The sequence below is a fragment of the Salinicoccus siamensis genome (genome assembly GCF_042429615.1).
Classification (GTDB): domain Bacteria; phylum Bacillota; class Bacilli; order Staphylococcales; family Salinicoccaceae; genus Salinicoccus; species Salinicoccus siamensis.
This window is the reverse complement of the sequence record NZ_JBHMAH010000010.1, coordinates 45035-67499: the sequence shown is the minus strand read 5'-3', so window position 1 is coordinate 67499 and position 22465 is coordinate 45035. Positions and strand designations below refer to the sequence as shown.

The following is a 22465-nucleotide window of genomic DNA, read 5'->3' as shown; positions in this document are numbered from 1 at the left end:
TTCTACTCTGTGTCGTCCTCTGCTGTACCTTGTTTAGGTTTGAATACCTGAGTGGCAGCAACAGCATGTTGCCAGCCATCATATAATGATTCACGTTCATCCTGGTCCATATCAGGTTCGAATACGCTGTCAGTATCAGAAACCGATTTGATCTCATCGGTGGAATCCCAGAATCCTACTGCGAGGCCGGCAAGATATGCGGAACCGAGCGCAGTGGTCTCGAGCACTTCCGGACGTTCTACCGGGGTGCCGAGAATATCAGATTGGAACTGCATGAGGAAATCATTTGCTGCTGCGCCACCATCGACGCGCAATGTTTCGAGATTGATGCCCGAGTCCTTCTGCATTGCGTCCAGCACATCCTTCGTCTGGTAAGCGAGGGATTCGAGTGTGGCGCGTACAAGATGTTCTTTTTCTGTACCACGGCTGAGTCCGAATACAGCACCCCGTGCTTCCGAGTCCCAATAAGGAGCGCCAAGGCCTGTGAAGGCCGGAACGAGATAGACACCGCCGTTGGAGTCCACTGCATTTGCATAGGATTCGGACTGTTTGGAGTCACTGAACATGCGTAGGCCGTCCCTCAACCATTGGATGGCTGAGCCTGCAACGAATATGGAACCTTCCAATGCGTAATTGACTTCGCCGTCATATCCGTATGCAATGGTGGTCAATAACCCATTGTCACTCTGTATTGCTTCAGTACCGGTGTTCATAAGCAGGAAACATCCTGTACCGTAGGTGTTTTTGGCATCTCCCTTATTGAAGCATGTCTGACCGAACAAGGCTGCCTGCTGGTCACCTGCGACCCCGGCAATCGGCACGTTCTGACCGAAGAAGTGATTTTTGCTAGTCTTGCCGTATACCTCACTGGAAGATTTAACTTCCGGCAGCATGCTTTCCGGCACTTCAAGTATATCAAGCAGCTCCTTGTCCCATTCGAGCTCATGTATGTTGTAGAGCAGTGTACGGCTCGCGTTTGTATAATCAGTTACATGCGTCTCGCCTTCTGTAAAACGCCAGATGAGCCATGTATCGATCGTGCCAAAGAGCAGATCGCCATTTTCAGCCTTTTCATGGGCGCCATCGACATTATCTAATATCCATTTTATTTTGGTTCCTGAGAAGTAGGGGTCGAGCAGCAATCCGGTTTTCCGGTTGAACAGCTCTTCATGGCCCTCGGCCTTCAACTCATCACATATATCAGCGGTCTGGCGCGATTGCCAGACAATTGCATTATAGATGGGGCGACCCGTATTCTTATCCCATACGACTGTAGTTTCACGCTGGTTGGTGATGCCTATCGCTTCAACCTGTTCTGCTTTGATGTCGTTTTCTGACAGGACGCCTGCTACAACCGAAAGTACGGAACTCCATATTTCGTTTGCATTGTGCTCCACCCAGCCGGACTGCGGGAAATATTGCTTGAATTCCTTCTGGCTTGTAGCGGCAACTTCACCTTCCTTATTAAAAAGGATGGCTCGTGAGCTTGTCGTCCCCTGATCAAGTGACATAATATACTTTTCCATTATAAAACCCCTTTATATGAGTATATATTGCGTACTACTACATCATCTTCGCTGCATCATCCTTAAGGATGCTCTTATTAAGAAATACCCCTGAAACGAGAACCAAAACAACGGCAATAATGGCTAAGAAAAGAAAAATATCGGATTTTCCTAAGAAAACACTATTATAGACCGCGGCTCCGAGTGCGCCACCGGCCAGCGGACCAACAACCGGTACGGCTGCATAGCGGAAATTGGAGTCCCGCTTCCCAGGTATCGGCAGCAGCAGGTGGGCAAGCCGGGGACCGAGGTCACGCGCCGGATTGATTGCATAGCCCGTCGTACCGCCCAAACTCAGCCCGATTGCGGTGATCAGGAAACCTACGATCAGCGGGTTGAGCCCTTCTGTAAAATCATTGGCTCCAATGAAGAGCAGTCCCATAACCAGTATGAAAGTGCCGATTATTTCACTGGCAAAGTTTGCGACATAGTTTGGTAGGGCCGGGGATGTAGAGAATACATCCAATTTCGTCATGGCGTCTTCTTCTGCTTTGAAGTGCGGCATGAAATGCAGCCAGACGATGATGCCCCCGAGCAGTCCGCCGAGTACTTGGGCGATCATGTAAGGGATGACCTGGTCCCATGGGAATGCGCCGGCGACGGCGAAGCCCAGGGTTACTGCCGGATTGATGTGGCCTCCTGAAAACTGTCCGATGGCATAGACGGCGAATGTGACGGCAAATCCCCATCCGAATGCTATGACTGCCCAATCGGCGCCATTTGATTTCGTCCCCTTCAAAGTGACGTTGGCGACGACACCTCCCCCGAAGATGATCAATATGGCTGTCCCTACAAATTCCGCAACGAGTTCATTCATTGCTTCCCCTCCTTTGTCTGTCATTTCATTAATAGAACATAAAAAACCCCACACTGGTAGCTATGTGGAAAGCTACAAGTGCGGGCTCTTTTTCTCCGTGTCATATTAACTTACTTCTAAAATTACCCTAATGAACAGGAACTGTCAACTTATTTGTTGGTACCGTATTCATATATTATCGAACCACAGCGAAGTTTTACTTGTCGTGACGTAACTGGCACCTGCCATAATGGCATCATCCACTTCGGATTGCGTTTCAATCAGCCCGCCCGCGATGACATCAGCTGCCACCTCCTGCTTGAAGAGGTGGATGACTTTTGGCACGACGCCGGGCAGCACCTCTATGAGATGAGGATGACATTGATCGATGAGTTCGATGCTCTTTTCTATGGCCGAGGAATCGATGGCAAATACACGCAAAATGGTCTTCATGCCGAGTTGCCGTGCTTTTTTGACGATCCTGCCTCGCGTGGTGACGATGCCGGTCGGTTTATATTTCTGATGGATGTATTCAAGGGAAGCGGTGTCGACTGCCAATCCCTTTATGAGGTCCAGATGAAGATAGACCTCGAAGCCATGGCTTTTGATGGTGCGGATATGACTGTCGAGATGACCGATGTGGATATCCAATACTACGCATGATCTATAGGGACTTCCAATCAGTTTTTCAAAATCTTTTAAGGAGCGGATTGCTGGAAGAATCTTCATATTTTCCCCCTTCAATAAAAATTGGTATTGCATTAATGATAAAGTATTGGCCCACTATTGTATAGTAGATAGGAAAACGGGGTATAGACATTCAAAGTATGACTGAAAGATATTTCAGGCAACTGCCAGGAGGGCTGATAAATGATCGACACACGTGATAATGCGATGCTTAAGGAGATGCTTGGCATCAAACATGCGATAATCCAGGCTCCGATGGCCGGAGGCATCACAACAGCGGAGCTGGTGGCCGGGGTGTCTGATGCAGGCGGGCTTGGCGTGATTGGCGGCGGTAGCCTGGAAGCACCGGCGCTCAGCAAGCTGATCCGGCAAGTCAAAAAGAAGACTTCCCATTCGTTTGGAGTGAACCTTTTCGTTCCATGGCATTTCGAAGTGACGACCGCAGACATGGCGCGCGCCTTTGACACGCTGAAACCGGTCTACGATAAATTGGGGATTGAACAGCAGCCAATCGCCCCGGTGGCACCGGAAACAGTGGAAGAAAGGTTCGAACAGCAGATTGATGCTGTGATTGAAGAGCGGGTTCCGGTCTGCTCATTTATATTCGGGATTCCTGATAACCATCACATCGAACGGTTGAAGGAAGCTGGGATCGTCCTGCTCGGTACTGCCACAACCGTCAGGGAAGCGGAAGCCATCGAACGGGCGGGGTTTGATGCGGTTGTCATGCAGGGAGCAGAAGCGGGTGGACATCGTGGCTCTTTCCTTCAGGAAGTTGAAGAGAGCCTGAATGGCCTCATCAGCCTGATACCGGAGACTCGGGATCACATAAACATTCCGCTCATCGCGGCAGGTGGCATAATGGATGGCCGGGGGATAGCGGCTGCACGTATTCTTGGCGCTTCAGGTGTCCAGCTCGGCACGGCGTTCCTCTCTACAGAAGAGAGTGGGGCGCATAAAGTGCACAAGGAGGCACTTTCAAAAGACCGCGACACACCGTCAGTTCTGACGCGCCTGTTTACAGGACGTGCGGCGCGCGCAGTCAGGAATCGGTTCATCCAGGAAATGACTGGACGTGATGAGCATGTGGTCGAGTATCCAGTGCACAGAAAACTGACTCAGCCGATTCAAGATGCCTCAAAGAAAGAAGGATCAACAGAGTATGCCATGCTCCTTGCCGGCCAGGGTAAAAATATGGCACGCTATTTGCCGGTAAAGTCCCTGATCGCAAAATTGGTCGGGGAGACGGAAACATTCAATATTGAAATTTGAATTGAGGAATTAAAAATGACTGGCCGCATGCGGCCAGTCATTTTTAATGTCTAATGGTTATGCTGTACTTCCTCTGTATCTTCAGGCTTGAGCATGGCATCCAGAACGAAAATCGTCAGTGTGACGATCACCGCGAGCAGTACACCGCTCCAGACATTCAGAGGGCCACCGCCGCCAAGACTGTTGATTACGAAGTTAACCATCTGGGTCAGCATCAATGCCCAGATGAAACTGATAAGATACTTCATGGTCCTGCCTCCACTACAAATTTATATAGTTTAATGATACCTTAAATAGATTTACATGTATAGTGGCAAATGATCGAAAATACACTCCATGAATTTTCTTTTCAAAAAAGTAAATTTTGTGCTGAAAACATACATAAATGAAAACGATTTCAAAAAAGCTTTTTTCCACTTGAATACAGTTGAAAAGCATTATTTACTAGTGTATATTTAATTCTTGTAAATACTTAAAAATTGCTACAATTCAAAAAATGATTATTGCGTTTTGAAATATCGCCATTTACAATGGTGATAGTAGTAAGTAAAGAGCCATTTCCTGTTACAGCATGTGCATCGTTTTTTCGGAATAAAATGACATGTGAGCGACAGATTTGATGAAAACTACTGTAGTTTTATCTCAAATGGTCTAAGAATTAAAGTCGCAAAAGCAGTAAAACGATAGGGAGTACATTATGAAACAGAGAAAGAATGGGTGAAATAGAATGTCTGAAAATTTACTAGAGGTCAAGAATCTTACAACCTCCTTTAAAATAGGAGGAGAGTACTTTCCGGCAGTTGACGATGTTTCATTGAATATCAAACCTAATGAAGTGCTCGCGCTAGTGGGCGAGTCCGGCTCAGGGAAGAGCGCGACTGCGTTTTCGCTTATGGGGCTCCATACCAAGGCGCGTATAGAAGGCGAAGTGAATTTCCTCGATCGCAATATGCTGAAGCTAAGCGACGGCAAGATGAATAAAATACGCGGTGGAGATATGGCGATGATCTTTCAGGATCCGATGACGGCATTGAATCCACTCATGAAGGTCAAACAGCAGATTATCGAAACGTTGAAGATACATAACACCAAGCAAAAGGACCAACGCGAGTCCTATGCGGTAGAATTACTTGATCGTGTGGGTATACCACGGCCAAAGAGGGTCGCGGAAGCCTATCCCCATGAATTATCTGGTGGCATGCGCCAACGCGTGGTCATCGCCATTGCGATAGCAAACCGACCGAAATTGTTGATAGCGGATGAGCCGACTACGGCGCTTGATGTCACGATCCAAGCGCAGATATTGGATCTCATCAGGGAACTCCAGGAGGAGTTGAATTCGGGTGTCCTACTTATTACGCATGACCTCGGTGTCGTCGCAGAAATGGCGGACCGTGTTGCGGTCATGTACGCCGGTCAAATCGTTGAAGTTGCACCTGTCAGGGAATTGTTCAAGAATCCACAGCATCCCTATACGAAGTCACTGCTGAACTCCTTGCCGACTGAAGATATGCTCGGTAAGAAGCTGCATGTCATCCAGGGCGTCGTCCCTGCACTCGACAAGATGGACCGCACAGGCTGCCGGTTTGCGCCGCGCATTCCTTGGGTGCCCGCTTCAGAGCACGAATACAATCCACAGCTGCGTGAGATCGCACCAGGCCATCATGTACGCTGCACATGCTATAAGCACTTCAGCCTGGAAGATGCAGAAACGACCTATATCGATGCCGATACCCATGAGTATGAAATGGCCACCCGGGGAGGAAATGCGTAATGAATCTACTGGAGATAAAAGATCTGAAAGTCCACTACCCGATAAAGGGTGGATTCTTCAATACGGTCAAAGACTATGTCAAAGCAGTCGATGGTGTCAGCATCAGCATACCGGAAGGTACGACATACGGTCTGGTCGGAGAATCCGGCTCAGGCAAGACCACGACCGGCAAAGCGGTCATGGGGCTCAACCATGTCACTGCCGGAGAAATTCATTTTAATGGCCAGAAACTTAACGAAAAAGGCCGTAAAGTGAACGTACGTGATGATATCCAGATGATATTCCAAGATCCATACTCTTCACTGAATCCGCGCAAACGCGTTTTCGATATAGTGGCAGAGCCCATCAGGAACTATCATAAAAGATCTAAGGAAGAACTGATCAACGAAGTCCTCGGCCTGTTGAACCGGGTCGGCCTGCCACCAGGCTCGCTTTATAAGTATCCGCATGAATTCTCGGGTGGTCAGCGCCAGAGAATTGGTGTGGCCCGGGCGATTGCATTAAACCCTAAGCTCATCATTGCAGATGAGCCTGTATCGGCACTGGATGTATCCGTGCAGGCACAAGTGCTCAACTTCATGCAGGACATCCAAAAGGATATGGACTTGACGATGATGTTCATCGCCCATGATCTGGGCGTGGTCCGTCATATGTGCCGCCATATCGGCATCATGTACCATGGCCGTCTCGTAGAGGAGGGTACGACTGAAGAGATATTCAGCAACCCCCAGCACATCTATACGAAGCGGCTGATTGCCGCAATTCCGGATACGGACGTGGATGAAGTGGAAAGGAATTTGGCTTTGCGTCAGAAAATCAAAGAAGAGTACGATCAGAATTTCGATGAAAACCTCGACGAAGAAGGTCGGGCATTCCCATTGCAATCGATTTCAAAGACGCACAGAGTTGCGCTACCGGTGAAAGGTTGATGAATAAATGCTGAAATTTACAATTAGACGGTTGCTGATCACTTTCCCACAGCTGGTCATTTTGAGTATCCTAGTATTCTTTCTTGGTTCGCTCATGCCGGGGGATGCACTCTCAGGTCTGCTTGACCCGAACATTCCTGCAGAAGCGATCCAGGCCAAAAGGGAGGAGCTCGGACTTGATAACCCTTGGTACATCCAATACAGGGACTGGATATTCGCCATGTTCCAGGGGGATTTTGGAACTTCGATATTCCACCAGAGACCTGTCATGGACGTCATAGGGGACCGATTGATGAACACAGTATGGTTGTCACTGTTCTCCACCATCCTGATCTACTTGATCGGCTTGCCGCTCGGTCTTCTTTCAGGACGCTACAATGACTCTCTCCTTGACAATACAATCACCGGGTATACATACCTTGGTTTTGCTACACCGCAGTTCATTTTCGGTCTGGTCATCTTGTGGCTGTTCGGCTACAGCCTTGGCTGGTTCCCGACAGGCGGTTCAGTCGGTCCAGGGCTTGAACCAGGCTCGATAGATTATATACTGAGCAAGATAAACCACCTCGTACTGCCGAGTTTCGCAATAGCACTGATCGGCCTTGTCGGCACGGTGCAGTACTTGAGGAGTGGCATCATAGAAACGAAGCAGAAGGACTTCATCATACTCGCGCGTGCGAAAGGCGTGAAAGAATCGTCCGTCTACAACAGGCACATCTTCAGAAACTCAATCTTGCCGATCGCTGCATTCTTCGGCTATGAGATAGTGGCTCTTCTCGGCGGTTCAATCTTCATTGAAATGATCTACAGCTACCCTGGCATGGGCCGGCTGTTCCTGGACTCCATCTCGACACGCGACTTCAGTGTAGCGAATGTTCTGATCCTGTTCTACGGCATCCTGGCAATCTTAGGTGCGCTGCTGTCCGATATCATTTTGAGCATCGTTGATCCTAGGATCCGAATAAAATAGGAAGGAGCGTAAAAATTGGATAATAAAGATAACTACAATAAAAATATAGATCATGAAAATGAAGAGTCCCGCTTGAATAATGAACAAAGAGAAGAACGGCCGATCCATGGCGATCCATTCGAAGCGCATGATGAAGGCCCACATGAGGACCAAAAGGGCGATATGGACATGACGGTCAAAGCCGACATCCCACATGGCGCATCCGGACATGGTGCGCTGGATTCCAAAAACCTGCCGAAGAGTCCACCAGGGTGGAAAGTGATCATGAAGGAAGTGATTGCAGATAAACTCGCACTCTTCTCATTGATCTTGTTCGTCATCATCACGTCCTATGTGTTTGGCCTGACGATGTTTTTAGACCGTCAGGAAATCGTCACGGTCGACCTTTTCGCCATCAATGAACCACCAAACGATACATTCAGGCTGGGGACAGATTATGGTGGACGGGATATTTTCGGCCAATTGATCATAGGCACACGAAATTCATTGGCGATCGGTATGCTGGTCACCTTAATGAGTGTCGGATTCGGTATCATCTATGGAGTAGTATCCGGATATTTTGCAGGACAGATTGATAATGCCATGATGCGTATCGTTGACTTTTTCATGGTATTGCCATTCCTGATGATCATCATCGTATTTGTAACAATCTCACCATCCTACGATATCTTTTCATTCTCCCTTATAATGGCGGCATTCTTATGGACGGGTACAGCAAGGCTGGTGCGTTCATTGGCCATGCAGGAGAAGGAGCTTGACTACATCAACGCATCGAAGACACTTGGCAGTTCCCATATGAAAGTCGTCTTCACCCAGCTGATTCCGAATCTTGTCGGTATCATCATCGTCAATGGTACGTTGTCTCTGGCGGCAAACATCGGAATAGAATCAGGGCTGTCTTTCATTGGATTCGGCTTTCCGGAAGATTACCCTTCACTTGGGACACTGATGGCCTATGCAACCAACTCCCAGACACTCCAGCACAGGCCTTGGATATGGGTGCCGGCAGCCATCATGATTTTGGTCCTCATGCTTTGTGTGCGTAATATAGGAGAAGCAATGAGACGCGCTGGAGACGCAAGACAGCGTAAAGCATAAGTTAAGTTGAATCCCCATTGGTTTGGGGGTTTATCCCCAGCATCTATGTAAGCGGTTTCAAATAGTTAACGGAAAATTTTAAAAAAAGATGAAAAAATAATGCAATAATACACTTATGATGGAAAACTTTAACTGGTAGCCATTGATATTTCAGATAATTGTGATAATATTGTGGATGTTACATTACATATCCACGAATGCGCGACGTTTTTTGATACTAAGTTTCAGCCGAGAGCTGAACTGAGTATATAGTGTTTTAATTTCATCAATAGGGAGGAAATAAGATGGGGAAATATTCATGGTCCAAATTGATGTTCTTCATGATGCTGGTACTTGTATTGGCACTTGCCGCATGCGGCGGGGGATCATCGGAAGAAGAAACGTCAGAAGACTCCGGCGACTCCGGTTCTGAAGGCTCATCAGAAGAATCGAAAGATGAAGGTGGGGAAGAAGGAGAGTCTGGAGAAGTATATAATTATGAAGATTTCAACCAAGTTGTCTCCAACGATGGAGAAGCAACTGGGGAAGGCACACTGAAAGTCGGCCTGACTTCAGATACGCCTTTTGAAGGCACACTGAACTGGAACCTGTATCAGGGTAATCCAGATGCCGAAGTATTAAGTCTGTTCGATGAGCCATTGCTCACGATGGATGAAGATTTCCAGTTTACAAATGATGGGGCACTGAACTTTGAAGTCAATGAAGATGACAAAACAGTGACATTCACAATGGAAGAAGGCGTCAAATGGCACGATGGGGAACCAGTTACAATAGATGACTATGTATACTCATATGAAGTCATCGGCCATCCTGACTATCCGGGTATCCGTGGTGCCACCGATGGATTCACGCTGATTGAAGGGTATAATGAGTACAAAGCGGGAGAAGCAGACTCCATTTCAGGTATCGAAGTGATCGATGACCAGACTGCTGTCTTCACATATAAAGAAATTGCACCATCACTTACAGCGGGCGGTTTCTGGTACTATGCAATGCCTGAGCACCACTATGAAGGTGTTGAGATCGCCGATATGGCTGAAGCGCCTCAAACACGTGAAAATCCGCTGGGCATAGGGCCGTATAAAGTGGATTCCGTTACACCTGGAGAATCAGTCGTAATGACCAAGTTTGAAGATTATTGGAGAGGCGAACCGAATCTTGACGGCATCGAGTTGAGCGTCGTATCACCATCATCAATCGCGAATGCTCTGGAAACAGGAGAAGTGGATTATGCAATCAACTTCCCGACCGACCAATATCCGGACGTAGCTGAGATGGAAGGCGTCGAATGGCTTGCCAATATCGATGGTGCCTATACCTACATCGGCTTCAAACTAGGTGAATGGAACGCAGAAGAAGGCAGAGTGGACTACAAACCTGAAGAATCCAAAGTCGGCGATAAAGAACTGCGCCGCGCGATGTGGCATGCGATGGACAACGAAGCTGTAGGTAAACGTTTCTACAACGGTCTTCGTTGGGAAGCAACTACACTGATCACGCCTTATCACGCCGAGTGGCATGATGACAGCATCGAAACACCAGAATATGATCCGGAAAAAGCGAAACAGATTCTGGATGACGCAGGCTATGAAGATACAGACGGCGACGGTTTCCGTGAAACGCCAGAAGGCGAACCACTCGAATTGAACTTCGCTTCAATGTCCGGTGGGGATACTGCGGAACCACTTGCAAACTACTACATCCAATCCTGGAAGGATGTCGGCCTGAACGTCAAACTGACGAACGATCGTCTGATAGAATTCAATACATTCTACGATATGCTTGAAAACGACGATCCTGAAGTCGACATCTACCAAGGCGCATGGAGCGTAGGCTCCGATGTAGACCCATATGGTCTATATGGCCCGGATGTGGCATTCAACTATCCACGTTACGCCACTGAAGAAAGCACTAAATTGATGGAAAAGGGTAACTCTCCTGAGGCTCTAGATGTAGAGAAGAGGAAAGAGATCTACAATGAATGGCAGGCGCTCATGGTCGAGGAAATGCCAGTCGTACCGACTCTTTACAGAGCATATGTCGTACCTGTCAACGAAAGGGTGACAAACTTCGGCATTGAACTTGGATACGATGAAGAGACGCTTCCTTACAAATGGGGCGTAACTGAATAAGAGTACACTCAAGTTGCACCCATGCATAGCATGGGTGCATTTTTGTTGTACAGGATAATCGATTGTGATAAATTAGTACCTAGTTATAATATGAGAGTATAAGGTGTGGTCTAATGAAAAATGTTGGCGTATTGGGGCTCGGAACCTACGTACCGGAAAAAGTGTTCACCAATCATGATTTCGAAAAGATTTTGGATACATCAGATGAATGGATTACAGAAATGACAGGTATAAAAGAACGACGATTCGCCGAAGGCATGGAAACAAGTGATATGGCGTACGAAGCTGCGGAAGAAGCGATAGCAAACTCCGGAGTCGCCAAAGAAGATATCGGTCTGGTCATTGTTGCGACATCGACCGGGAATCATAAATTCCCGACGGTAGCGACGACAATCCAAAACAAGCTCGGTCTCGAGGCAGTGCCGTCAATGGACCAGCTCGCTGCCTGCACCGGCTTCATCTATGCCATGGTGACAGCCAGCCAATTCATCCAAACCGGCACATACAAAAATGTGTTGGTAGTCGGAGCGGACAAGCTGTCCAACATCACCGATTTCGATGATCGCTCCACTGCAGTGCTCTTCGGCGATGGAGCTGGGGCTGTAGTTATGGGAGAAGTATCTGAAGGATATGGCATACGTTCCTTTGAACTCGGCAGCAACGGCAAAGGGGGGCCTTATCTGTATGACGATGAGGACACCGGCGACATTCGTATGAACGGCCGGGAAGTGTTTAAATTTGCGGTCAGGCAGATGGGCGAATCGAGTGTCAATGTTACAGAAAAAGCAGGTCTTACAAAGGAAGATATTGGTATGCTGGTGCCTCATCAAGCCAATATACGCATCATGAATGCCGCGCGCGAGCGCATGGGGCTGCCTGAAGACCGTATGAGTGTGACAGTTGATAGGTACGGCAACACTTCAGCTGCCTCAATACCGTTAAGTATCCATCATGAAGTTAAAAATGGTAAGATAAAGGACGGAGACACCCTTGTCCTGGTCGGCTTCGGAGGCGGACTGACCTGGGGTGCAATCTGTCTGACCTGGGGAGACAATAAGGAGGAGACTCATGGATAAGAGAAGAGTAGTTGTAACAGGGATTGGAGCGCTGACGCCAATCGGAAACACAGCGCCTGAAACCTGGGAGAACGCCCTGAAGGGAGTAAATGGTATAGATAAGATCACACGGATAGACAACAGCGAGTATAATGTCCATGTGGCAGGGGAACTGAAGGATTTCAACGTCGAGGACTATATTGACAGAAAGGAAGCGCGCCGCATGGACCGCTTCACCCAATATGCCATGGTGGCTGCTGATGAAGCAGTCGCAGACAGCGGCCTCGACATTACAGATGACAACCGTGAACGCATCGGTGTCTGGATCGGTTCCGGCATCGGCGGCATCCAGGCCCTTGAAGATGGCTTCAAAGTCCTGTATGAGCGGGGACCACGCCGCGTGAGTCCGTTCTTCGTACCGATGATGATCCCGGACATGGCAAGTGGCCAGGTGTCCATCAAGCATGGCTTGAAGGGACCGAACGGTGCAACGGTCACAGCATGCGCCACAGGTACGAACTCGATCGGTGAAGCGTTCAAGTTCATCGCACGCGGTCAGGCTGATGCGATGGTCACAGGCGGTACTGAAGCACCGATTACACGTATGGGCATCGCCGGATTCCAGGCCAATAAAGCATTGACTACGGCAGAAGACCCTGACAAAGCATCCAGACCCTATTCCAAGGACCGTGATGGCTTCGTCATCGGCGAAGGGGCAGGTGTCGTCATGCTTGAGGAACTGGAACATGCCAAAGCGCGTGGTGCCACAATATATGGAGAGATAGTCGGCTACGGGACGACCGGCGACGCCCACCATATCACAGCACCGGCTGAAGGCGGCGAAGGCGGAGCGCGTGCCATGCAGGAAGCGATGAAGGATGCAGGTCTGAAACCGGAGCAGATCGACTACATCAATGGCCACGGGACAAGCACACCATACAATGACCTGTTCGAAACGATGGCAATCCGTACGGTGTTTGCAGATCACGCAGACAAACTGCTCGTAAACTCCACAAAATCCATGACGGGCCACCTGCTCGGCGCAACAGGCGGTATGGAAGCGATCATTACGGTACTCAGCCTGAAAGAAGGCAAAGTCCATCCGACCATCAATCTGGACACTCCAGACCCTGAATGTGACTTGAACTATGTCTCTCGGGGCATGGTGGAAGCAGATTTGGAATATGCAATTTCCAACAGCTTCGGTTTCGGCGGGCATAACGCAAGCCTTGTGTTCAAAAAATATGTAGATTGATGTTCAAATGTAAAAGCGCCTCCCTTCGATGAAGGGAGGCGCTTTTTTATGATGGTGAAGCATTGTTATATGGGGAGGATGAGAGCTATTTCCGCTTTCTGCCGAGCCCCATGGCCCGCTCCATCTTAGCGACCATCTTATCCGCCTTGCGGGATGCCTTGACGGCGCCCTCATCAAGGATATCGTCAAGTGCGCCACTTTCAAGGTAGTGGTTGACCTTCTCCTGGAAATCGATGAGGAACTGCTCCACCACTTCCCCAAGATCCGATTTGAATGTACCATAATTGCTGTCTGCATATTCCCGCTCCAATTGCTGGATGCTTTTGTCGGTCAGGGAAGCATAGATTGTCAGCAGGTTTGCGATGCCCGGTTTATTTTCCTTATCATATTTTATATCACTGCCCGAATCAGTAACGGCGCTGCGTATCTTTTTGGCAGCTGCTTTAGGGTCATCGAGAAGTGATATGAACCCCTTTTGGTTATCGTCACTTTTCGACATTTTTTTGGTGGGATCATTCAGGCTCATGATGCGGCCTCCGTATTCCGGGTGCTTGACTTCAGGGACGGTCAGGACATCATTGTATTTGGTGTTGAAACGTTCCGCGAGTGTGCGGGTGAGTTCAAGGTGCTGGCCCTGATCTTCGCCGACGGGTACGATATCGGTTCCATAGATCAGAATATCAGCCGCCATCAGTGAAGGATATGTAAGGAGACCCACACTGATGCCGTCGCGTTGGTTTTGTTTACGTGCCTTATCCTTATATTGCGTCATACGCTCAAGTTCCCCGACATATCCGACGCACTGCATCATCCACGCCGCTTTCGCATGGGCCGGCACTTCGCTCTGTATGAACAGTGTGATCTTCTCCGGATCGAGTCCCGAAGCCAGATAGATTGCTGCGAGTTTTTTTGTATTATCCCGCAGTTTGAGACGGTCTTGGGGCACGGTTATGGCGTGCTGGTCGACGATGCAGAAGTAGGCATCGTATTCATCCTGCAGCTCGACGAATTGCTTGTAGGCGCCGATGTAGTTGCCGATTGTAGGAATCCCGCTCGGCTGGACTCCGGAAAATAATGTTTTCATGTGTCATCACCTTTAAGTTAGTCATTACTCCTATAATAATAGACTTTCCGAAAGCTTGCAATAAAGCAGATAGCCTTGTATAAATATAAAAATATCATAAATTAATTGAAAATTTGCGGGATTATTAAGGAATTCTCATTTTATTTTAATGTTCGTGCAGTATAATACAAAGTGTAGATGAAGTTGAAGTCGGTTTTCCATTAAATTTAACCAATCGGGATTAAAAATTGATGGAACCGGGTAAAGACTAACATTACAAATCTTTTGAAATTGGAGTGTGAGCCCCATGGTAACATTATTTACTTCTCCAAGCTGCACATCATGCCGTAAAGCGAAAGCATGGTTACAAGAACATGAAATTCCATACACTGAAAGAAATATATTTTCTGAACCCCTCACATTGGAGGAGGTCAAGGCAATTCTTCGCATGACTGAAGATGGCACGGATGAAATCATTTCCACCAGATCTAAAACGTTCCAAAAGCTTAATGTGGATATCGACACCATGCCGATGCAGGAGTTGTACACATTGATCATGGATAACCCTGGACTGTTGAGAAGGCCGATCATCATGGACGAAAAGCGTCTCCAAGTCGGCTATAACGAAGATGAAATACGTCGTTTCCTTCCACGCAAGGTAAGGACATTCCACCTCAAGGAAGCAAAACGTCTCGCCGAACTCTAAAAAAGAGCACCCGAGATCAGCCATATACTTAAAGTGTTATGCCCGCAGATTGCTTGAAAACTGTGGGTATTTTGGCGTATAATGATATGACAATTCCAAAAGTGGTTTTACCCTGGCACATTAAGGTATAGTATAAGTAAGCCCATACTTTATGGAGAGGAGTGAGGAGCATGAGGATTGAAAGGATCGATGAGTCTACAATCAAATTTTTCATCACCTACCAGGATATTGAAAAACGCGGCTACGATAAAGAAGATCTGTGGTTGAACCGTAAACGTGGAGAAGAATTCTTCTGGTCGATCATGGATGAAGTGAACCACGAGCACGAAGAAGAATTTTCAATGGACGGGCCGCTATGGATTCAAGTGCATGCCTATGACAAAGGAATCGAAGTGGTCGTGTCCAAATCTCAGGATGACAAACCATTCTCAATGGAGCAGAACCCTATGGATATAAATAATAAAGATGTTGAATCATTCCTTGAAAATATTTCAGGCGAGAAAGACCAGACGACGCCTGTTACGAAAGAGCCAGTAATGGTCAGGTTCGCAGACTTGGAAGACCTCATCAAGTATTCCTATGAAGTCGAAGTCGATGAAACACAGTATGAAGATCTGCTGATTGTCCATGAAGGCAGATATTACTATCAGATATTCTTCGATTACCGTATGGATTATATGGATACAGAACGGATTGAAGCAAAACTTCTCGAGTACAGCGCGCCTGCTGAAACATCCAGCCTCATTGTCGAAGAATACGGCAATATCATCATGAGTATGAACGTGAGGGGCAAAGTAAGAAAAGTTTTTCAAGAAAATTAAATTATCTGCATTTAAAATAAATCATTTTTAACCTTTTCATCCATATATAGATGAGGAGGTTTTTTTATGTTTATAGCCCACGATGAAACTGGTGGCAACGTCACTGCAAGTGAAGCGGTCAAGAACAGGAAATATTTCTGTCCGGTCTGCCTGGAGCGGGTCGTATTGAAATCAGGCAATGTAAAGACACCCCATTTCTCCCACCATCGCATAGTAGACTGCATCAGGCATCTCTACAAAAAGGAATCATTGGCTCACTTGTCGGCGAAGCATGAACTGTACTTGAGCCTCAACAAAAATCACACTGCTGCAATGGAATATTATCTGCCCGAAATAGAACAGATTCCAGATCTGCTTGTAGGGAAGCGCGCCATCGAAATCCAATATTCTCCGATTTCTCCAATGCTCATCATCGAACGCTCGAAAGGGTACCGTACACTTGGTATGGATGTCATATGGGTGCTTGATGAAACGGCGCTCCGCATCAATGGACCTCATGTGATTCCAACCCATTTCCAGTTGTCGACACAGTTCCATCATGCCTTGTTTACATATCAGGACAGGAACAGGCAATTGAAGAAATGGACGTTGCATCATCATATCGGTACAGGCCGCTGGCTGTTCCATGTAGAGGGTATGGATGCAGAAGCACTGATGCTAGACCATGAAGTGATGACTAGACAGATGCACCAGATGAACAGACAGGATATCAAACGGCTCATCCAGCATGAACGTCGGCAGAAAAGTCGGTTGAATCCCACACTTACATATATTTATCAGCTTGGACTCAATCCGGCTGATCTGCCGAAACACTTGTTGTACATTACAGAATCCGAGCGCTGGATCATGAACAGTCCCCTTGAATGGAAACTGTATTTGATGTTTGCCCTGGAGCGGGGGAGCTTGACGATTGAAGGTTTCAGACACTTCATACGCCTCCGGGAAATACAAGGGGCGCCTCAAAGCGAGCAGGTGATCCACAGGCTGCTTGGCGACTATAAGACGTTATACAATTCACAATAAGTTTCGAGACTTGAAATTTATACGCAATATTGAGAAAATTAGACTATCTGAAAATTGGAGGGTATATAATGACAAAAGTAATAACACGTGAAGAACAACAGGAGAAGTATACATGGAATCTCAAAAATATTTTCGAGTCGGACGAAGCGTTCGAAGAGAAGTATAAGGAATTGGAAGGCAGGCTGGGCGAAGCGGAACAATTCGAAGGGAACATCGACTCCCTGGAAAGACTATCGGAAGCGCTTCATACCCAGCGCGAGTTGACGGAAGAGATAGGCAAGTTATTCGTCTACTCACACCTTAAGCACGACCAGGATACATCGAATGACACCTATAGCGGTATGGAAGCCAAGGCGCGCACACTGGTTGTCAAATTCAATACGGCATGGAGTTTCCTGGTGCCTGAAATCCTGCAGATTGATGAAGATGCGCTCGAAGAATGGCGCCAGGATGAGCGTCTTTCCGAGTTCTCCTTCGATCTTGAAAAATTGAACAGGAAGCGGGAACATATACTCAGCGACAAGGAAGAGAAGCTTATGGCACAGGCAGGAGAAGTGCTGTCCAACCCGACATCGACGTTCGGCATGTTCAATAACGCGGACTTGGAATTCCCGGATGCGATCGACGCTGAAGGAAATGCGCATACACTCACACAAGGCACTTACATTGATCTACTCAAATCGAGCGACCGTGAACTGCGTAGATCAGCCTATGAAAATCTATACAAAACTTACGGTTCATTCAAGAATACATTGAGCCAGACACTGCAGGGTGTAGTATCCACACACGTCTTCGAAGCACAGGCACGCGGCTATGAATCGGCGCGGCACCAGGCGCTTTCAAACAACTTCATTCCGGAGGAAGTGTATGATAATCTGGTTGCAACCGTCAACAAGCACCTGCACCTGCTGCACCGGTATACTGAACTGCGCAAGCAGCTGCTCGGACTCGATACACTGAAGATGTATGATGTCTATACACCGATGGTGAAAGATGTCGATTTCAAGATGGAGTACGAGGAAGCGAAGGAATGGATGCTGAATTCATTAGAACCGATGGGTGAAGAGTACGTAGGCATCGTCAAGGAAGGCCTGGAGAACCGCTGGGTCGACGTCTATGAGAATAAAGGCAAGAGAAGCGGTGCCTATTCCTCCGGTACCTACGGCACAAATCCTTTCATCCTCATGAATTGGCAGGATAATGTCAACAACCTGTTCACCTTGACGCATGAATTCGGACACAGTGTCCACAGCTACTACAGCAGGCAGAACCAGCCGTCGAACATGTCCGGCTACTCCATATTCATCGCCGAAGTGGCGAGTAATTTCAACGAGGCGTTGCTTGCAGACTATATGTTCAGGAATCTTGAGGATAAAAAGAAGAAACTATATCTGTTGAATGAGCAGCTGGAAGGATTCAAGGGATCGGTATTCAGGCAGACGATGTTTGCTGAATTCGAACACAAGATCCATACGATGAAGGAAGAGGGTGAGCCGCTGACTGCCGGAAGCCTGAACGAAGTGTACGGGGCGCTCAACCGCAAATACTTTGGGGATGTGATGGAGTACGATGAATATATTGAAGTGGAGTGGGCGCGCATCCCGCACTTCTATATGAACTATTATGTCTATCAGTATTCTACAGGTTACGCAGCTGCAGCCAGCCTCTCAAAGCAGGTGCTTGAGGAAGGGTCTGAGACAGCTGAGCGTTATATCAACGAATTCCTGAAGAAGGGGTCTTCGGATTACCCGATTAACGTCCTCAAGAATGCAGGCGTCGATATGACAACTGCTGAACCAGTTGAGAACGCGATGAAAGTATTCGAATCACAGCTCGATCAGTTCGAGGCACTGCTCAAGGAGATATGATGATGGAATCCGGACCTTTGAGGTTCGGATTTCTTTAATTATGTAGACATGTAGATTAAAGTTATACAAGTATGATATGAATGCGTTTTCATTTTGTCTATATTGTGAAAAGACATGCAAAGTGTTGTTTGAAGCCTTTAACCGTGGTATATTACGTATATGGAATTTTTCTCACTGAAACATACCCCTTTGTTGTAACAGTGAAAAATTTCTCCCATCCCCTTTGTTTGAGCAGCACACTAAAGAAGGTGTGCTGCTTTTTTTAAAAAAAAGATGATAATATATATGAAGCACGGAATCCTTTTGGATTCCGTGTTTTTTTATTGGCGGAGAGATAGGAAGAATGAATTGGGTGTCTAACTCTCGTTCGTCCGGGCAACGAAGGCGAATTAGCGGTTTAACTCTCGTTCGTCTGGGCAACGAAGGCGAATTAGCAGTCTAACTCTCGTTCGTCTGGGCAACGAAGGCGAATTAGCGGTTTAACTCTCGTTCGTCCCGTCTAGTAAAAGCAAAACACCCCCTGCGAACCGGATCTTTATCCAGTTGACAGGGGGTATACTGATGAAACTATTCTCTCAATGCCGACGATCCGCCGCGGATCTGATAGTAGAAGCCGGCTTCCGTCTCGACTTCTTCAATCAGCCGCTGCAGTCTGAGTTTTTTCAATTCATTTAGCAAAAGACCGGTACGCCATTCGAAAACTGTCTTGAGTTCGTGGAAGCTGACGACTTCATATGTCTCAATGTAGTCGTGGATACTTGGCAACGGGTTTTTTTCTATTTCATGGTCGATGAGTTCATTGATGATATACGTGTAGATATGGTACGGGTATACACCCTCCACTTTGATGCCTTCCGCTTCGACATCTCCTGAAAAGAAGACGAGTGATGGAAGGGATTCGACATCCATTTCACGGTAGACCATCAGATCGCGTCTGAGGAGGCTCCGTACCGAACCTGATTGGGCATCTGCCGTGAACGACTTGACATCGAGCCCCGCAAGGCGCGCGCTCTCTTCCATATGTTCAATCGTGCAGATGTTGCGGTTCGGCATTATGCGGTTCAGCACATAGCGCATGAATGCGCGGGCTTTGTTGCGGCCTTGGATTTCGGCAGCTTTGTAGGCCAGTGCGATATTGTCGATATCTGTTGTGGATTGGGCCTGACATTTGGTCAGGACCTGAAGGGAAGGTGCAAGTATCTTTTTGACTGTCACATGCCCGCGGTATTCGATCTGGAGCCGGTTGATGACGGGCTCCAGGGCGCGACAGTCTTCTGAGAACGGATCGAAAAAGTAGAATATCTCAATCTGATGGGATACGGGTTCTAATACAAGTGCCTGTTCTCCAGTTCTATTCATGTCCTCACCCTGCTTATTCTTCTATCGTATTCACCATATGATTGGCCGTCATTTCGTAACGCTTCATGATGAATGTGCGTAAATCACCATCAAGTCCGACATCATCCATCGCTTTATCCATATTTTCAAGCCACGCATCCTTTGCTTTTGGAGTGATGCGGAATGGATTATGGCGTGCCTTCAGCATTGGATGTCCATATTCTTCCATGTAAAGGTTCGGACCACCAAGGAATTGTGTTTGGAATAATTTCTGCTTGTAGGCCGTTTCTGTCAAATCTTCCGGAAACAAGTGGTTGATGCGCTCATCGTTGCCCACGTAACCATAGAATATATCGATCATTTCATACAGCTTTTCACGGCCGATATCGTTATAGGGTATTGGCATAATTGTCACCTGTCCTGATTTCCGTCAGTTTATTGTAGAAACGTTCCACTTTGGTTATCTCTTCGCGCTGTTCGATATCATACTCCTTGAGCAGGTCCTGGAAGATGGTCTCACCCTTGTCCCGATTCGACACCTCATATTCCAACTCCAGATCTTCTGTATCAAGGTAATTGTTCTTATCCAGCACAAGCAGCCCATCCTTATACGGCACTTCCCGTCTCTTGGTCGATAAAGCGCCATATATCCTGAGCTGCGTCGTATCGATATTGAAGCGCTCCAGTTCGTTGCAGATGATTGCGGGAAGTTCATCCCGTCGGATGTTCTGGTCGAAGCTGAGGTCGTTATCAACTTCTCCATGGTATTCCATGACGCCTTTATCGGTCGGTTCTTTAAGGGTCATGACCTGGTTGCCGCCGACTGCACGTATCCTGAGCAACAGGCGGTTGTGTTTAAGATCCAGATCCGGGGTATCTATATAGAAATTGGTCTGTATGACCGGTTCGGCATTTTGGAAGAATGCCTGATCCAGCCGGCCATATTCATCGCCTGTCAATAGATTCTTGAATTCAATCTCGAGTTCTTTCATTAAATCCACTCCTTAGTGTATATTATCTATAAATTGAAAAGGACTGTAAAGTAAACAGTTTATGTCGTTATCAAATACCATTTACTATGGTAGAATAAAGTGCGCAAGGAGTGAGGAAATGGACATTTATGTTAATGGAATCAAATTCGAAGATGAAGCGCTCAAATGCTTGTCCGAGGAACGGACGGAAGGCCTCCAGGCGACGGCACGCATGACTGTCGACCCGGATGAGAAGAGCTTCATCTATCTTCTGGACGACGGCGAAGGAGCCGGTAGAGTGCATTTTGGGGAAAAGACATGGCGCATGCTGCGCGATCACCACGGCAGCGAAATCATTTTGAATACCGATGTCATATTGACTGACTTCTGGGATCAGCTGGATCACCTGGTTGATACCATCGAAGGCAACAGCTACGGGGAAGCATTCGAAAGGGCAGTCAAGGAAACATTCAAACAATAGAAGCGTTTTAAGACTGGAGTGTAGAGGATGGAACAATGGGAGAAGTTCCTCGCACCGTACAGGCAGGCAGTGGAGGAACTTAAGATAAAGCTCAAAGGCATGAGGCGGGATTACCAGCTCAACCGCCAAGCCTCCCCTGTAGAATTTGTGACGGCGCGGGTTAAACCAGTACAGAGCATAATCGAAAAGGCGAGTGCCCGCAACATACCTTACGACAAGCTGCAAGAGGGGATGTATGACATTGCAGGTGTCAGGATCATGTGCCAGTTCGTCGACGACATCGAATTGATATGCAGTCAAGTCCGCAACCGGACCGACATGAAAGTCGTCGAAGAAAGGGACTATGTGACGAATACCAAGGAAAGTGGCTACCGCTCCTACCACCTCATCGTGGAATATCCGGTCGAACGGATCGGTGGACCGGTGATCATACTGGCGGAGATTCAGATCCGCACTTTGGCGATGAACTTCTGGGCGACGATTGAGCATACATTGAACTATAAGTATAGCGGGGAATATCCACCGGAAATCAAGAAGCGTCTGCAGAATGCAGCAGAAGCGGCGTATCTGCTCGACCAGGAGATGTCTGAAATCCGTGAAGAGATACAGGATGCACAAAAATACTACACAAAGAAACGCAGCATGCGCTAGCGCTCTATGG

22 protein-coding genes are annotated in these 22465 nt (G+C 47.5%); 14 read left to right on the top strand and 8 right to left on the bottom strand.

Features of this window, described 5'->3' with window-relative positions; translation table 11 throughout:
* Nucleotides 1-2 precede the first annotated feature (2 nt).
* The 3 genes from glpK to ACFFLE_RS04150 form a co-directional block, all read right to left on the bottom strand.
* Nucleotides 3-1526 (bottom strand): glycerol kinase GlpK, encoded by a 1524-nt coding sequence (gene glpK, locus ACFFLE_RS04160; protein WP_380569889.1) that lies wholly within the window; start codon nt 1524-1526, stop codon nt 3-5.
* 37 nt (nt 1527-1563) lie between these two features.
* Nucleotides 1564-2382 (bottom strand): MIP/aquaporin family protein, encoded by an 819-nt coding sequence (locus ACFFLE_RS04155; RefSeq protein WP_380569888.1) that lies wholly within the window; start codon nt 2380-2382, stop codon nt 1564-1566.
* Between the two features lie 168 nt (nt 2383-2550).
* On the bottom strand, nt 2551-3090 hold the full coding sequence (locus ACFFLE_RS04150; RefSeq protein ID WP_344704171.1) for a glycerol-3-phosphate responsive antiterminator: 540 nt from the start codon (nt 3088-3090) through the stop codon (nt 2551-2553).
* A 141-nt stretch (nt 3091-3231) separates the two neighbouring features.
* Here ACFFLE_RS04150 and ACFFLE_RS04145 point away from each other — a divergent pair, with 141 nt between their 5' ends.
* A complete protein-coding gene (locus ACFFLE_RS04145; protein WP_380569887.1) occupies nt 3232-4320 on the top strand; it encodes an NAD(P)H-dependent flavin oxidoreductase in 1089 nt (362 codons plus the stop codon).
* A 50-nt stretch (nt 4321-4370) separates the two neighbouring features.
* Here the strand turns inward: ACFFLE_RS04145 and ACFFLE_RS04140 are convergent, their stop codons facing one another.
* A complete protein-coding gene (locus tag ACFFLE_RS04140; protein WP_380569886.1) occupies nt 4371-4568 on the bottom strand; it encodes a YjzD family protein in 198 nt (65 codons plus the stop codon).
* Between the two features lie 479 nt (nt 4569-5047).
* Between ACFFLE_RS04140 and ACFFLE_RS04135 the strand changes: the two genes are divergently transcribed.
* From ACFFLE_RS04135 to fabF, 7 genes are all read left to right on the top strand, one after another.
* The gene (locus ACFFLE_RS04135; RefSeq protein ID WP_380569885.1) at nt 5048-6094 is read left to right on the top strand and encodes an ABC transporter ATP-binding protein; all 1047 of its coding nucleotides are present in this window, start codon (nt 5048-5050) and stop codon (nt 6092-6094) included.
* Nucleotides 6094-7023 (top strand): ATP-binding cassette domain-containing protein, encoded by a 930-nt coding sequence (locus ACFFLE_RS04130; protein WP_380569884.1) that lies wholly within the window; start codon nt 6094-6096, stop codon nt 7021-7023. Before ACFFLE_RS04135 ends, ACFFLE_RS04130 begins: the two co-directional genes overlap by 1 nt.
* A 7-nt stretch (nt 7024-7030) precedes the next feature.
* Nucleotides 7031-7993, top strand: a complete 963-nt coding sequence (gene opp4B, locus ACFFLE_RS04125; protein WP_380569883.1) for an oligopeptide ABC transporter permease — start codon at nt 7031-7033, stop codon at nt 7991-7993.
* A 15-nt stretch (nt 7994-8008) separates the two neighbouring features.
* Nucleotides 8009-9091 carry an ABC transporter permease gene (locus ACFFLE_RS04120; RefSeq protein ID WP_380569882.1) on the top strand — a complete coding sequence of 361 codons (1083 nt, stop codon included), beginning with the start codon at nt 8009-8011 and terminating at the stop codon, nt 9089-9091.
* Nucleotides 9092-9375: 284 nt separating this feature from the next.
* A complete protein-coding gene (locus ACFFLE_RS04115; protein WP_380569881.1) occupies nt 9376-11223 on the top strand; it encodes an oligopeptide ABC transporter substrate-binding protein in 1848 nt (615 codons plus the stop codon).
* A 113-nt stretch (nt 11224-11336) separates the two neighbouring features.
* Entirely contained in the window at nt 11337-12299 is a 963-nt protein-coding gene (locus ACFFLE_RS04110; RefSeq protein ID WP_380569880.1) for a beta-ketoacyl-ACP synthase III, read from the top strand.
* Nucleotides 12292-13533, top strand: a complete 1242-nt coding sequence (gene fabF / locus ACFFLE_RS04105; RefSeq protein WP_380569879.1) for a beta-ketoacyl-ACP synthase II — start codon at nt 12292-12294, stop codon at nt 13531-13533. Before ACFFLE_RS04110 ends, fabF begins: the two co-directional genes overlap by 8 nt.
* Nucleotides 13534-13618: 85 nt before the next feature.
* On the opposite strand, the gene trpS is transcribed toward fabF, so the two are convergent.
* On the bottom strand, nt 13619-14617 hold the full coding sequence (trpS, locus tag ACFFLE_RS04100; RefSeq protein WP_380569878.1) for a tryptophan--tRNA ligase: 999 nt from the start codon (nt 14615-14617) through the stop codon (nt 13619-13621).
* 286 nt (nt 14618-14903) lie between these two features.
* Here trpS and spxA point away from each other — a divergent pair, with 286 nt between their 5' ends.
* From spxA to pepF, 4 genes are all read left to right on the top strand, one after another.
* On the top strand, nt 14904-15302 hold the full coding sequence (spxA, locus tag ACFFLE_RS04095; protein ID WP_344704150.1) for a transcriptional regulator SpxA: 399 nt from the start codon (nt 14904-14906) through the stop codon (nt 15300-15302).
* Between the two features lie 170 nt (nt 15303-15472).
* Complete coding sequence (locus ACFFLE_RS04090; RefSeq protein WP_380569877.1) at nt 15473-16123, top strand: adaptor protein MecA; 651 nt, start codon at nt 15473-15475, stop codon at nt 16121-16123.
* Between the two features lie 66 nt (nt 16124-16189).
* Nucleotides 16190-17146, top strand: a complete 957-nt coding sequence (locus ACFFLE_RS04085) for a competence protein CoiA (RefSeq protein ID WP_380569876.1) — start codon at nt 16190-16192, stop codon at nt 17144-17146.
* A gap of 68 nt (nt 17147-17214) precedes the next feature.
* Nucleotides 17215-19014, top strand: a complete 1800-nt coding sequence (pepF, locus tag ACFFLE_RS04080) for an oligoendopeptidase F (RefSeq protein ID WP_380569875.1) — start codon at nt 17215-17217, stop codon at nt 19012-19014.
* Nucleotides 19015-19581: 567 nt separating this feature from the next.
* Here the strand turns inward: pepF and ACFFLE_RS04075 are convergent.
* The 3 genes from ACFFLE_RS04075 to ACFFLE_RS04065 are packed head-to-tail and all read right to left on the bottom strand — an operon-like array spanning nt 19582 to nt 21344.
* Nucleotides 19582-20373, bottom strand: coding sequence for a DsbA family protein (locus tag ACFFLE_RS04075; protein ID WP_380569874.1), 792 nt, complete (start codon nt 20371-20373; stop codon nt 19582-19584).
* Between the two features lie 13 nt (nt 20374-20386).
* On the bottom strand, nt 20387-20758 hold the full coding sequence (locus ACFFLE_RS04070) for a globin domain-containing protein (protein WP_344704128.1): 372 nt from the start codon (nt 20756-20758) through the stop codon (nt 20387-20389).
* The gene (locus ACFFLE_RS04065; protein ID WP_380569873.1) at nt 20742-21344 is read right to left on the bottom strand and encodes a CYTH domain-containing protein; all 603 of its coding nucleotides are present in this window, start codon (nt 21342-21344) and stop codon (nt 20742-20744) included. Before ACFFLE_RS04065 ends, ACFFLE_RS04070 begins: the two co-directional genes overlap by 17 nt.
* 118 nt (nt 21345-21462) lie before the next feature.
* Between ACFFLE_RS04065 and ACFFLE_RS04060 the strand changes: the two genes are divergently transcribed.
* Together ACFFLE_RS04060 and yjbM are read left to right on the top strand one after the other, a co-directional pair.
* The gene (locus tag ACFFLE_RS04060; RefSeq protein WP_380569872.1) at nt 21463-21804 is read left to right on the top strand and encodes a UPF0738 family protein; all 342 of its coding nucleotides are present in this window, start codon (nt 21463-21465) and stop codon (nt 21802-21804) included.
* A 27-nt stretch (nt 21805-21831) separates the two neighbouring features.
* Nucleotides 21832-22455: a GTP diphosphokinase gene (gene yjbM / locus ACFFLE_RS04055; protein ID WP_380569871.1), complete on the top strand. Its 624-nt coding sequence runs from the start codon at nt 21832-21834 to the stop codon at nt 22453-22455.
* Nucleotides 22456-22465 lie beyond the last annotated feature (10 nt).